The following is a 13,228-nucleotide window of genomic DNA, read 5'->3' as shown; positions in this document are numbered from 1 at the left end:
TTTGGCATGTCTTTGATGAATAAACACGGCATTCTCGAACGCCACTCCATGCTTCTGCTCGTTGGCATCCTGATTGTGGTTGCCATCGGTGGTATGGTCGAGATCATCCCGCTCTTCTATCTCAAGAGCACTATCGAGAAGGTTGAGGGCATGCGCCCTTATACCCCGCTCGAACTCGCTGGCCGCAACATCTATATCCGCGAAGGCTGCTATCTGTGTCACTCACAGATGATCCGCCCGATGCGCGACGAAATCGAGCGTTACGGCCATTATTCTCTCGCAGCCGAGTCCATGTACGATCACCCATTCCAGTGGGGCTCAAAGCGTACTGGTCCTGATCTCGCGCGCGTGGGCAACAAATATTCTGATCTGTGGCACGTCAATCACCTAACAGATCCGCGTTCGGTCGTTCCCGAATCCGTCATGCCCGGCTATCCATTCCTGGCCAAGACGGATCTCAAGGTGCCTGACATTTCTGCTGACCTGAAGGTCAATCGAATGGTGGGAGTGCCTTACACCGACGAACAGATCGCCAATGCCAAGGCCGATATGATGGCTCAGGCAAATCCTGATGACGACAATGTCGACGACTTCCTCGATCGCTATACCCAGACTCTGGGGGAAGAGGACAGAGAGCCGACCATTCGGGATTTTGATGGCAATCCGGACAGGGTAACGGAAATGGACGCACTTGTTGCCTATTTGCAGATGCTTGGCACCTTGGTCGATTTCTCGATCTATGATGACAAGGCGGACCTTCGCTAGGGAGCAGGCTCATGTCGACCTATGAAACTTTGGCTAACTTCGCGCAGACCTGGGGCTTGCTCTATTTCGTGCTGATTTTTGCTGGTGTGCTGGTTTATACCTTCTGGCCCACCAACAAGAAGCGGTTCGATGATGCAGCCCGGATGCCACTGCGGGAGGACTGAGAATGAGTGACCACAAAAAAGAAATAGACCACATTACCGGGGTAGAAACGACCGGTCATGAATGGGATGGCCTGAAGGAACTCAACAACCCGCTGCCGCGCTGGTGGCTGTGGACCTGGTATGCCTGTATCGTCTGGGCGATTGGCTATTGGGTGTTGTTTCCGGCTTGGCCAATGGTATCCAGCTACACCAAGGGGTATCTGGGCCATACCAACCGTGAAGACGGCATCAAGGCTTATGAAAGCCTGATTGCTCAGCGTATGGAGCAGGGTGCTGGCCTGCAGACCGCATCCGTCGAGGAAATACTCGGCAATGACGACCTGCGTCAGTTCGCCGTTGCGCAAGGGTCTGCGGCCTTTGGTGACAACTGTGCGGCTTGCCATGGATCTGGCGCAGCCGGAGCCACGGGTTACCCGAACCTGCTCGACGACGATTGGCTCTGGGGTGGTACCATCGAGGATATCCATACGACCTTGCTCTATGGCATCCGCTCTACCCATGAGGATACCAGACTGAACAACATGACCGCCTTTGGTCGTGACGAGATTCTGGAATCAGACGAGATCGAAACGCTGGCAGATTATGTCCTGTCCATTTCCGGTCAGGAGCCTTCTGAAGGCGCCGATCTGGAAGCAGGGGCAACCCTGTTTGCAGACAATTGTACCTCCTGTCATGGTGAAGATGCCAAGGGTATGCAGGAACTGGGGGCGCCCAACTTGACAGATGCCATCTGGCTTTATGGTGGAGATCGGGAGACAATCATCGAAACCATCACCAATGGTCGCCAGGGCGTCATGCCGAGCTGGGAAGCGCGTCTTGACCCGGTAACGATCAAATCGCTCGCGGTTTATGTGCATACCCGTGGTGGTGGCCAGTAAGCAGCTTATGCATCAGGGGCGGGGAAGGCGTATGCTTTCTCCGCTTCTTCTCTGGTCGAGGCTGCATGTCTCGACGTGGTTTCGATTTGGCGTGAAGATGATTGCGTCAATATGTCTCAGTAAAATTCCTAAAAATCGACGCCGCTCTTCTGTAAACAGGAATGACTGGCGATTTTTTTGACCCAATACTGGTAAATCATATGCGGATTACTGCGAGCTCGTCAGACTAGAAAGTTTGCTTGCAGTATTGCGCCGCCATTTCGGACGGCGGTAAAGAATTGGAGAGTTTTTCCTGAGACTCTTGCTACACCTATGCTCAGGAACATGTTGCCTCAAGTCCTTCCACTTGTGGGCAATCGGGATGATCAAGAGAGGACACCGGCTTTACTGGGCTGGATCGTGATGCGATCATCTTAGGGACCATTTCGAGGAGACGATAGATGACGGTTGATGCCCCGCAGACCAGCTCGGACAACAACCCCGGCGATTTGCAGCTCTATGCCAAGGCCAAGAAGGTCTACCCGCAAAGCGTCAAGGGCCGGTTCAGGAATTTCAAATGGGCATTTATGATCTTTGCCCTCGGGCTTTACTATTTTCTGCCTTTCGTGAGATGGGATCGTGGCCCCAATGCGCCTGATCAGGCCGTTCTGATCGACTTTCCCGCGCGCCGTTTCTACTTCTTCTTTATCGAGATCTGGCCGCAGGAGATCTATTATCTCACCGGTCTATTGATCCTTGCTGCGCTGACTCTGTTTCTAATGAATGCGTTGGCAGGGCGCGTCTGGTGTGGCTATATGTGCTTCCAGACAGTCTGGACGGATCTTTTCATGCTGGTCGAGCGCTGGATTGAGGGCGATCGCCGCGAACGCATCAAGGCCGACAAGCAACCCATGACATTACCGCGCGTGGGTAAACTGATTTCAAAACATATCGTATGGCTCCTTATCGCTTGGTGGACCGGCGGTGCCTGGGTTCTCTATTTCGCCGATGCGCCGACGTTGGTTGAAGAGCTGGCCTTCGGACAAGCTCCCATGGTGGCCTATGTCTGGATTGGCATCCTCACGGCAACGACCTACATCATGGCCGGTCACATGCGCGAGCAGGTCTGCGTCTATATGTGCCCATGGCCGCGCATTCAGGCGGCTCTTACAGATGAATGGGCGCTCAACGTCACCTACCGCAAGGACCGGGGTGAGCCGCGTGGGTCGCTCAAGAAAATGAAGGCCCGCGCCGAAGAGGGCCTGCCTGCGGGTGACTGCGTTGATTGCGGCCAGTGCGTGGCGGTGTGCCCCACCGGCATCGATATTCGCGACGGGGCGCAGCTGGCCTGCATCCAGTGTGGTCTTTGCATCGATGCCTGCGACAATGTCATGGAGAAGATCGGCAAGCCTCGTGGTTTGGTTGACTATGATACAGACATCAACATCCAGCGTCATCTGGAAGGCAAGGACAGCGTCTATCGCTTCATCCGCCCACGCACGATCATCTATATCGTCATGATCTCGCTGGTCAGTGGCCTGATGCTCTATACGCTGGCCAACCGTCAGCTGGTGGACCTCAATGTGCTGCATGATCGCAATCCATTGTTCGTCACCTTGTCAGATGGTTCTATCCGCAATGGCTACACCATCCGCCTGATCAACAAGGCATCGACCCATCGGGATTTCGAAATGTCGCTGGTCGGCGTGCCGGAAGGCTTCTCGATGAAAGCGGTGGGCATTGAAAGCGATGATCCTCGCTCAATGGTCATCCCGATTGATCAGGACATCACCAAGGAACTGCGTGTTCAGGTCTTCGCACCGCCACAGGCAGATCTGGATAAGTCTCAGTCAATCGGCTTCAACGTCAGAGACACTGAAACGGGTGAAGCCCAGTTGGTGACGGATTATTTCAAGGCCCCTTGAGAGCTTTGGAAAGAAAGACACCGGGAGGCTTTGGATCTCGCTCTAAAGCCTCTCTTTATTTCTGGCAAGATACGCGCATAATGGCGAAGGGTTACCCCGAAGCCTGAGGGATCAAAAGGCAGGATAAATGGCAGTTACGACCGACAAGGCAGAGAAGAAATTCACCGGCAAGCATATGCTTTTATGGTTGTTTGGCTTCTTTGGCGTGATGTTCATCGCCAACGGCTTTTTCGTATACTATGCCCGCACGTCATGGCCCGGCGTTGTGGAAGAAAGCCCTTATCAGGCAAGCCAGAATTACAACAAGACATTGGCCGAAGCCGCCGCGCAAAATGAACGCGACTGGCATATGCAACTGGCGCTCAAGCGCAGCCAGCAGAAGGCTTTTCTGGTGATCGATGCCAAGGATAAAGACGGGCAGCCGCTGACGGATTTGACCATTAACGCCACCGTGGGGCGGCAGGTTACCGAAGAGTTCGACCATGTATTGACTCTTTCTCCTTCGGGGGATGGCATCTATCAGGGGGAAATCGGAATGCTTGATCCGGGCCGCTGGCGCGTCGAGTTCGAAGCATTGCAGCAAGGGCAGAAACTGTTCCAGACCCATGAAATCATCGCTTTGAAGTGATCAACACAGCGCTTGGCAGTGGGGCTTCATTATGACCGCACATCAACCGATTGAACGGGATTGGTCCGCGTTCTCCGAAAGCTTGCCCGATGGCAGCGAAAAGCTGGCGCTGGCAGTGGAGGGGATCTATTGCCCTGCCTGCATGACGCGCATCGAAAAGGGTCTGATGGATCTTGAGGGCGTCTGCAACGCACGCGTCAATCTCTCTTCTCACAGGCTTGCGGTGACATGGAAGCCGGAGGAGACCGACCCCGAACATTTGCTCAAGCGTTTGGCTGATCTGGGCTATGGTGCGCATCCCTTTGACCCCGGACGGGTAAAGACGGAAGAAAAGAAAGAGAGCCAACGCCTGTTGCGCGCGCTGGCAGTGGCCGGCTTTGCCTCCATGAATGTGATGCTGCTCTCCATCTCTGTCTGGTCGGGCAATGTCTCCGACATAACGCCGGAAACCCGTGACTTCTTCCACTGGCTGTCGGCTGTGATCACGCTGCCCGCCGCCGCCTATGCAGGGCAACCTTTCTTTAGTTCTGCATGGCGCGTTTTGCGCAAGGGGCATCTTAATATGGATGTGCCTATCTCCATCGGGGTCATTCTGGCGCTGTTCCTGTCGGTGCTGCAAACCGTGCAGCATCAAGCCGAGGCCTATTTCGAGAGCGCCCTGATGCTGCTCTTCTTCCTGCTAGTCGGGCGCTGGCTTGACCAGATGATGCGGCTGAAGACCCGTTCCTTTGCTGAGAATCTGACTGCGCTCAAGGCTGAGACGGCCATGAAACTATTTGCCGATGGTTCCTTGCGCGAAGTGCCACTCTCCAAGGTCGAGCCCGGCGACAGGGTACTGGTGCGCCCCGGCGAGCGGGTGTCTGTGGATGGTACGGTGTTGTCAGGAAGCTCGCAGATTGATCAAAGTCTGGTGACGGGCGAAACACTTCTGGTCGAGGTGACCGACGGAGACCCTGTCTATGCCGGCACCCTTAATGGCGAGAATGCGCTGACCATCTCGGTCACGGCAGCGGCCAAAGGCACCTTGCTTGATGAAGTCAACCGCCTCATTGATGAGGCTATGGAAGCCAAGTCCCGCTATCGCCACTTGGCCGATCGCGCCGCCGAATGGTACGCGCCCATCGTTCATACCGCCTCGGCGGTAACCTTTGCGGGCTGGTGGCTCTATGGCATCGGCTGGCAACCGTCACTGGTGATTGCCATCTCGGTGCTGATCATCACATGCCCCTGCGCCTTGGGGCTGGCGATCCCTGCTGTGCAGGTGGTCGCTTCCGGGTCTCTTTTCCGCAATCAGGTTTTGCTCAACCGATCCGACGCACTGGAACGCTTTGCCAAGGTGGATACCGTGGTGTTCGACAAGACCGGCACCTTGACGCGCCCCGCCGTCGGGCTGGTCAATCCTGATGCTTGTGACGCAGAAAGCCTAAAGCTTGCCATCGCCCTAGCCAAGGCATCGAGCCATCCATTGTCTGCCGCGCTGGCGGGTATGGACCGGCGTGTCCAGCCTCTTGAAGAAGCCGCAGAGCAAAAGGGCAAGGGGCTCGAGGTGCTTCACGCTGGCGAGCGGTTACGGCTGGGGTCCATCGATTTTTGCAATGCGCATGAAGAAGCGGAGATCATCCGGCAGGCCCATCCAACGGCATCGCTTATCGCCTTCCGGCGTGAGGAAAAGCACCCAGTGGTCTTTGCGCTGGAGCAGCAATTGCGCTCTGACGCAAAAGACGTGATTGATAGCCTCAAGGCACGCGGGCTGTCCCTGATGATCCTCTCCGGCGATCAGCCGCGCGCGGTTGAAACCATCGCGCAAGAGCTTGGCATCGACCAGTTTCATGCGGGCATTTCCCCCACCGACAAGATCGCTCTGATCGAAGCGGAAAAAGCCAAGGGCAACCGTGTGATGATGGTGGGCGATGGCCTCAACGATGCCCCTGCGCTCGCCAGTGCTCATGTGTCTCTCTCTCCTGTGACTGCGGCCCATGTCAGTCAGGCGGCTGCGGACGCTCTGTTCCTTGGTGAAAAGCTCGCACCGGTGCTGCATATTCTGGATATAAGCAAACGTGCACGCCGCATCATGGAGCAGAATCTGTCGCTGGCGACCCTCTATAATGTCGTCGCCGTTCCTTTTGCTATTGCGGGCTTCGTCACGCCATTGATTGCGGCTCTGGCCATGTCTGGCTCTTCTCTCGTGGTGACCATCAATGCCTTGCGCGCCCGTGCCAAAAGTGACCCCTGGTTCACTGACAATGGCGGATTTGAGGAAAGTCTTGCCGACAGGCGCCCATCACAGGCTGAGGGATAAGGTTCGTTACAAAAATCTCGTTTCATTGGATCTGCCCCTTTGCTACCAATTAAAAATCGCAAATCATCGACGTCCGGGCAGGCATAAGACAGGAGCTGGCGCAGCATGAACGTTCTGTTCTTCCTTATTCCCATCGCACTGGGTCTTGGTGCGCTTGGCCTGATTGCTTTTCTCTGGTCTTTGAAAAGCAATCAGTATGAAGATTTGCAGGGCGCTGCCTATCGTATTCTGGATGATTCCGATCTGGAGCCCGAGGAGCAGGCCAAAATCCACGCCGGTCCTAAGGATCAGGCCAAAAAAGCCAGCCGATAACAAGACAGATTGAACAGGTGCTGGCGGGTATAGCAGCCAGCGAATAGACAGATAAAAGGCAAAAGCATGCGCAAGGCTCTGAGATATTTCTGGAAGGAACAGCCGATTGCCTTGTCGGTTTTTGCCTTGGCGCTTGTGTTGCTTGTCTTTTTCGGTATCCGCTTCGTGGACCGCTTTATGTATTTTCATGATCCTGCCCACCGCAATCAGGCGCTAGAGCCATGGATGACGCCGCGCTATGTGGGCATGAGCTATAAGCTGCCAAGGGATGTCATCTTCGACGTCATGGATCTTGAAAATACGGAAGGGCGCCGGATGCGCGTTGGCGAGATCGCTGACCGCATGGGCATTTCTCTTGCCGAGCTGGAGGCGAGGGTTCGCAAGGCCAAGATTGCATTCTTGGCGCAGGGAGACGGAGCGAAAAGACCTTTGGGGCAAAAAGGCGGGCCGGACAAATGACCGAAACGATCCTCGCGCTTATCCCTTCCTATGGCCTCTGGGTTATCTTCCTTACACTGCTTCTGTGTGCATTGGCAGTTCCCTTGCCTGGTTCTATGCTCATGATCGCGGCTGGCTCCTTTGCGTCCACTGGCGACATTGATCTGTATCTGGCCATGACTGTTGCCTATGCTGGCTTTATCGCAGGGGACCAGACCGCCTATGGCATCGCGCATGCCCTAGGGCCAAGACTGATGGACCGCTTTCGTAAATCCAACAAGGTAGCCCCCATGGTTGGGCGCGCCGAGCGCCTGCTGGACAGGCGCGGTGTTCTGGCCGTTTTCCTGTCGCACACGATTGTCAGCCCGGTTGGGCCTTGGGTGAATTATCTATGTGGCGCGGCACGCATGAAATGGGTGCATTTCTCCGCAGCTTCAGTTGTCGGTGCGGCCTGTTGGGTTGCTGCTTATGGTCTGGTTGGCTATTACTTTGCTGACCGTTTGGCAGAGCTTGCCCAGCTCGCCAATGATGGTATGGGCTTCATTGCCGCATTTGCCGTAGCTGCAGGCGCAGGTTGGTGGCTCTGGGCCAGTTGGCGGCGCTATCGCGAACGGATTGTTGCCGAGGAAACGGCTGAAGGCCGGCCACTGCAAGAGATGGAAGAAAAAGGGCAGAAGATCTGAGGAGTTGAGATGTTGTTTTCGCTGGATACCATGGGCTTGTTCATAATGACTTCTGTCGTGCTTGGTCTGGCTCCCGGCCCGGACAATATATTCATCCTCACCCAATCGGCTCTGACTGGGCGCAAGACAGGTCTTGTTGTTACGTTGGGGCTGTGCACCGGCATTCTCGTTCACACCGTGCTTGTGGCCGTGGGCGTGTCGGTCATTTTCCGCACCTCGGAAATCGCCTTCACTCTGCTCAAGCTGGCCGGGGCGAGCTATCTGGCCTATCTGGCCTGGCAGGCTTTCAGGTCCAAGGCCAGCTCTCTTGACGAGAAGGATGCTTCCGCGCCCAAACTGAAGATGCATCGTCTTTATATGCGTGGCATCATCATGAATGTGACCAACCCAAAGGTGGCCATCTTCTTTCTGGCCTTCCTGCCGCAGTTTGCTGATCCGGCGCATGGCTCCATGACCCTGCAGCTGCTTCTGCTCGGCTTCATTTTTGATATCGTCACGCTGTTTGTTTTTGCATTGATTGCGCTCGGAGCCGGATATCTGGGAGACTGGCTGAGAAAAAGACGGTTCGCACAACGTATGATCAACTATATCGCCGGCACCATTTTTCTGGCGCTTGCTGTTCGCCTCGTTACGACGAAATTCGCCAACAGCTAAGAATACAATCAAAAATATAGATAGTATTAGACAAAACAAAGCATATATAATTTTTGCATTTGTTATGTTCAATTGTGTTTAAAATTATATATACTTTTGGTATTGGTTGAATATGTAAAGTCTAGGAAAAAACAAATAAGGACATAGTGAAGAAATACTAATTTAATACATTGAGTGGAGGCTGTTGACCTGAGAGTTTAGGTATTTGCGTTCGAAAGGTCCCCCCCGTGATGTCCCTCGGAATGAACAGTCTTTCCATCAGGATCCGTCTTTTCCTCACATTTGGTGTCATACTGGCATTCTCTGCAGTGCTGGGCTTGTTTGCGCTTGATCGCATCAACAATATGAGCGCAATGACACAGGACCTGGCTGAAGAGTTGACCGGGGTTGAGACGCTGGGCGAGATGGCCAAACTCAGCCAGCATCTTCGGGCTCATGATCTCTTGCGCCAATTCACAGAAAGTGAGACCGAGCGTACCACCCTGACGGCGGAAATTCGCGAGGCTCAGGTGGCCTTCTCGCGCGCATGGAGCAGCTTTGCCCCGACCATCCAACCCGGCGAAGACGAAACTCGCGCCAATGAACTCTTCTCCGCATGGCAACATTTTCTTGCTGTTGAAGAAGAAGTCTCCGGCCTTCAGGCCGTCGGGCAGAATGAGCTGGCAGAAGAAGTCTTGCTCAATGACCTCAAGAATGACGCCGAGATCTTCAACACGGCGGTCAGCCGCATGTTGCAATATCGCAACGAGCAGGCAGCCGCAACCGCTGCTCTGGCTGAAGACATGAGCGACAGTTCCAGCCTGAGCGTAACCATAGCATTGGCGGTCATCATTCTGGTTGGCATGATCGTTGTCTGGCTGATCGTGCGCAATGTATCCGGACCGATCGTCAATCTGGCTCAGGTCATGCGCTCTCTTGCGGATAACCACATGGACACCGATGTGCCCGGCGTGGAGCGTAAGGATGAAATTGGCCGAATGGCGTCTGCTGTGCTGGTGTTCAAGAAAAATATGATTGCGGCAACCAATATGCGGCAGGAAAAGGAAGAGCAGGAGCGCCTGTCGGCCCAGAAACGCCATCAGGAAATGATGGACCTGGCAGACCGCTTCGAAACCGCCGTCGGGCAGGTCGTCGAACGCGTGGCCTCCGAGGCCCAGGAGCTGCAAACCAACGTGGGCACCCTGACCGCAGCATCGGAAGAAACCAATGCCCAGTGTGCGGCAGTGGCCGCCGCTGCCGAACAGGCCTCCAGCAATGTCGAAACCGTCGCAGCGGCCATTGAAGAGCTGTCGGCCTCCTCACAGGAAATCGGCCAGCAAGTGTCGCATTCCACGCAGGTGGCAAATCGCGCCGTGTCCGAAGCCCAACAGACCAACACCCGCATGTCCGGTCTGCAGACAGATGCCGAGCGGATTGGCACCATTATCGGCCTGATCGACGAAATTGCCTCCCAGACCAACCTTCTGGCGCTCAATGCCACCATCGAAGCGGCGCGTGCAGGCGAAGCCGGCAAGGGCTTTGCTGTCGTGGCCTCCGAGGTTAAGGGTCTCGCCGAGCAAACGGCCAAGGCCACCGCCGAGATTGCCGCGCAAATCAAGAGCATGCAGACCTCCAGTACCGATGCCAGCAATGCCATCAACGCGATTGGTGATACGATTGGCGAGATGAGCGATATCTCTACCTCCATCGTCGATGCCGTGCAGGAGCAGGGCCAGACAACGTCTGAAGTGGCGACCAACGTGCAGCAGGCGTCGGTGGGCACCAGAGAAGTGACTGCTAACATTGAAGGTGTTTCACACGCGGCTCAGGAATCAGCCAGTGCGTCTGCTCAGGTGCTGTCCTCTGCCCAGCAGCTTGCTAATCAGGCCGAGACCCTCAGAACGGAAATGCAGAATTTCCTCCAAACTGTCCGCGCAGCCTCATAACGGGCATAGGTGACACTTATATTTCGGGATTGAAGAAAGGTCCTAACATGAAACGCTTTTCGATCTTTTTGATGTCAACCGCGTTGATGGTTAATGCAGCCGCCGCGGTTACAATCGGCACCACCATGTCCAAGAAAGATGCGTTCGTCTCCATTCTGACGGACAACATCAAGGCCGCCGCCAGCGAGACCAGCGGTGTAGACCTCGAACTTGTCATTGCCAACATGGACAAGGACACCCAGATCAATCAGGTAAAGACATTCATCGAGAAAAAGGTGGATGCGATTATCATCAACGCCGTCGCGGATGAGCATAACGAAGCGATGCAAAAGATGGCCGCCGAAGCCAATATCCCTCTGGTTTATGTCAACCGACAGCCACCGCAAAGCCGATTCCCCGGCCCGGTTTCCGTCGTTTCCTGCAATGAACTGGTTGCCGGTCGCCTTCAGATGCGCCTGATGGCAAATGAGGTCGGTGGCAAGGGCAATGTGGTCATTCTCAACGGGGCACTCTCACATCCGGCAGCCAAGGCGCGGACCGAGGGTGTTAAGGAAGTGCTTAAACAGTATCCGGGTCTGTCAGTTGTTCATGAAGAAGATGCGGACTGGAACAGAGACAACGCAGAACAGATTATAACCGGCCTGCTGAACAAGGGCACCAAGATCGACATTATCGCTGCCAACAATGACGAAATGGCCATCGGCGCCGTACGTGCAATTGAGAAGGCAGGCCTTAGCTTTGATGATGTGATGATTGGCGGCGTGGACGCCACTCCGAGCGCCATTGCAGAGATGGAAGCTGGCAAGATCAAGGTCACCGTATTACAGAACGCAGCGGCGCAAGGTCAGCAATCCATCAAGAATGCCATCGCCATGGCCGAAGGTGGCTATGCGCAGGAGTTTGATTGGATTCCGTGGGAAGTGGTCGTGCCTTCTAATATGGAAAAATACAAGTAAGCGCCTTTCTATCTCCCAAGCGGCTTGCCCTCTCCGAGCCGCTCCGACCGCCACCTCTTCTCCTGGCGGTAAAAAGGAAACCCCGCCACTGGCGGGGTTTTGTTTGTCTCATCACAAGGAGCCATTTACGGGGCCGGGTCTAAGCTGGAGGCTGGGCAAAAAAAGGCACCAACCGCATGACTGCGGAAGGTGCTCTAGGAACCAAGCTGAAAAAAGCTTGCAAAATAACTTAGCCGCCGACGGCTTGGAAAACTTGCTGTTCGGGCTGTTTGGTCAGGTCGTGAAAGGTGCCCGGCTCGATATGGGGCAGCTTCAAACGCTCCCAAACATCCTTGAGCGCTTCGCACAGACCGTCAACCAGCGTGTCATCATGGAAAGGCGTCGGCGTGATGCGCAGACGCTCCGTGCCGCGAGGTACGGTCGGATAGTTGATCGGCTGTATATAGATACCGTGGGTATCCAGAAGAATATCTGAAGCCTGTTTGCACAGATCTGGATCGCCCACGAAAAGCGGCACGATGTGTGTATCAGATGGCATCACGGGCAAGCCGGCGTTGGACAGCACTTCTTTGGTGCGTGCTGCTTGACGCTGCTGTCCATCGCGCTCGCTCTGGCTTTCTTTTAGATGGCGAACGGAACAGCAGGCGGCAGCCGCAATGGCTGGCGGCATAGCGGTGGTGAAAATGAAGCCCGGCGCATAAGACCGCACAGCATCCACAATGGGAGCCTTGGCGGTGATATAGCCGCCAAGCGTACCAAAGGCCTTGGCTAGGGTGCCCTCGATGATATCGATGCGATCCATTAGCCCTTCGCGCTCGGCAATGCCGGCTCCGCGTGGGCCATACATGCCAACCGCATGTACTTCGTCGATATAGGTCATCGCGCTATATTTGTCGGCCAGATCACAGATTTCCTTGATCGGCGCCACGTCGCCATCCATGGAATAGACGGATTCAAACACGATCAGCTTGGCGCGATCCTTACCAGCTGCGGCCAGCAATTCTTCTAGATGCTCCATGTCATTGTGGCGGAAGACCTGCTTCTGCATGCCGGAATTCTTGACACCGGCAATCATGGACGCATGGTTGAGTTCATCGGACAGGATAAGGCAGTTTGGCAACAGCTTGGCAATGGTGGAAATAGCCGCTTCATTCGACACAAACCCGGAGGTAAAGACCAGAGATGCCTCCTTGTGGTGCAGATCGGCCAGTTCGGCTTCAAGCTGGACCAGTGGATGGTTGGTGCCGGAAATGTTGCGTGTGCCGCCAGCGCCGGTACCCATCTTCTGGGCAGTGTCGCTCATGGCTTCGATTACGTCGGGATGCTGCCCCATGCCTAGATAGTCATTGGAGCACCAGACGAGGATTTCGCGTTCCAATCCATTGTCGGCGCGCCAGATGGCGTGCGGAAATCGTCCTGCCTGCCGCTCCAGGTCGGCAAAGATACGGTAGCGTTTCTCTTCCTTGAGGGAAGATACGGCGCTTTCGAAAAAATCAAGATACTGCATTATCACTGATATCCGCTTGTTTCTGGTCCAAAGTAAGCGAACCGGTCGGTCTTTTAGAGCTTGTCATTGCTTGCTGGTCGGAATGGGCCATTTGTTGGGTCTTGTATCAGGCCCT

General features: G+C 55.0%; 13 protein-coding genes. 12 read left to right on the top strand and 1 reads right to left on the bottom strand.

Going from position 1 to position 13,228, the window contains the following annotated elements:
* The first annotated feature begins 6 nt into the window (after nt 1-6).
* From ccoO to ACKPCT_RS13670, 12 genes are all read left to right on the top strand, one after another.
* On the top strand, nt 7-765 hold the full coding sequence (ccoO, locus tag ACKPCT_RS13725) for a cytochrome-c oxidase, cbb3-type subunit II (RefSeq protein ID WP_319567165.1): 759 nt from the start codon (nt 7-9) through the stop codon (nt 763-765).
* Between the two features lie 11 nt (nt 766-776).
* A complete protein-coding gene (locus ACKPCT_RS13720) occupies nt 777-929 on the top strand; it encodes a cbb3-type cytochrome c oxidase subunit 3 (RefSeq protein ID WP_090070098.1) in 153 nt (50 codons plus the stop codon).
* A 2-nt stretch (nt 930-931) separates the two neighbouring features.
* Entirely contained in the window at nt 932-1,807 is an 876-nt protein-coding gene (ccoP, locus tag ACKPCT_RS13715) for a cytochrome-c oxidase, cbb3-type subunit III (protein ID WP_090070101.1), read from the top strand.
* 440 nt (nt 1,808-2,247) lie between these two features.
* The gene (gene ccoG, locus ACKPCT_RS13710; protein ID WP_090070104.1) at nt 2,248-3,711 is read left to right on the top strand and encodes a cytochrome c oxidase accessory protein CcoG; all 1,464 of its coding nucleotides are present in this window, start codon (nt 2,248-2,250) and stop codon (nt 3,709-3,711) included.
* A 127-nt stretch (nt 3,712-3,838) separates the two neighbouring features.
* Nucleotides 3,839-4,339, top strand: coding sequence for a FixH family protein (locus tag ACKPCT_RS13705; RefSeq protein ID WP_319515715.1), 501 nt, complete (start codon nt 3,839-3,841; stop codon nt 4,337-4,339).
* 31 nt (nt 4,340-4,370) lie between these two features.
* The gene (locus ACKPCT_RS13700; RefSeq protein ID WP_319567164.1) at nt 4,371-6,638 is read left to right on the top strand and encodes a heavy metal translocating P-type ATPase; all 2,268 of its coding nucleotides are present in this window, start codon (nt 4,371-4,373) and stop codon (nt 6,636-6,638) included.
* Nucleotides 6,639-6,743: 105 nt separating this feature from the next.
* On the top strand, nt 6,744-6,950 hold the full coding sequence (gene ccoS / locus ACKPCT_RS13695) for a cbb3-type cytochrome oxidase assembly protein CcoS (protein ID WP_407652412.1): 207 nt from the start codon (nt 6,744-6,746) through the stop codon (nt 6,948-6,950).
* A gap of 66 nt (nt 6,951-7,016) precedes the next feature.
* Nucleotides 7,017-7,409, top strand: a complete 393-nt coding sequence (locus ACKPCT_RS13690) for a hypothetical protein (protein ID WP_319515717.1) — start codon at nt 7,017-7,019, stop codon at nt 7,407-7,409.
* The gene (locus tag ACKPCT_RS13685; RefSeq protein ID WP_090070118.1) at nt 7,406-8,071 is read left to right on the top strand and encodes a DedA family protein; all 666 of its coding nucleotides are present in this window, start codon (nt 7,406-7,408) and stop codon (nt 8,069-8,071) included. Before ACKPCT_RS13690 ends, ACKPCT_RS13685 begins: the two co-directional genes overlap by 4 nt.
* 9 nt (nt 8,072-8,080) lie before the next feature.
* Nucleotides 8,081-8,725, top strand: coding sequence for a LysE family translocator (locus ACKPCT_RS13680; RefSeq protein ID WP_090070121.1), 645 nt, complete (start codon nt 8,081-8,083; stop codon nt 8,723-8,725).
* A gap of 242 nt (nt 8,726-8,967) precedes the next feature.
* Nucleotides 8,968-10,650, top strand: coding sequence for a methyl-accepting chemotaxis protein (locus tag ACKPCT_RS13675; RefSeq protein WP_319567163.1), 1,683 nt, complete (start codon nt 8,968-8,970; stop codon nt 10,648-10,650).
* A 47-nt stretch (nt 10,651-10,697) separates the two neighbouring features.
* Nucleotides 10,698-11,606: a substrate-binding domain-containing protein gene (locus ACKPCT_RS13670; protein ID WP_319567162.1), complete on the top strand. Its 909-nt coding sequence runs from the start codon at nt 10,698-10,700 to the stop codon at nt 11,604-11,606.
* A gap of 229 nt (nt 11,607-11,835) precedes the next feature.
* Here ACKPCT_RS13670 and hemA read toward each other — a convergent pair whose 3' ends face one another.
* Nucleotides 11,836-13,113 carry a 5-aminolevulinate synthase gene (gene hemA, locus ACKPCT_RS13665; RefSeq protein ID WP_090070130.1) on the bottom strand — a complete coding sequence of 426 codons (1,278 nt, stop codon included), beginning with the start codon at nt 13,111-13,113 and terminating at the stop codon, nt 11,836-11,838.
* Nucleotides 13,114-13,228 lie beyond the last annotated feature (115 nt).

It is taken from the genome of Cohaesibacter marisflavi (assembly GCF_963665895.2).
Taxonomy (GTDB): domain Bacteria; phylum Pseudomonadota; class Alphaproteobacteria; order Rhizobiales; family Cohaesibacteraceae; genus Cohaesibacter; species Cohaesibacter marisflavi.
This window is presented reverse-complemented; position numbering and strand designations above follow the sequence as displayed.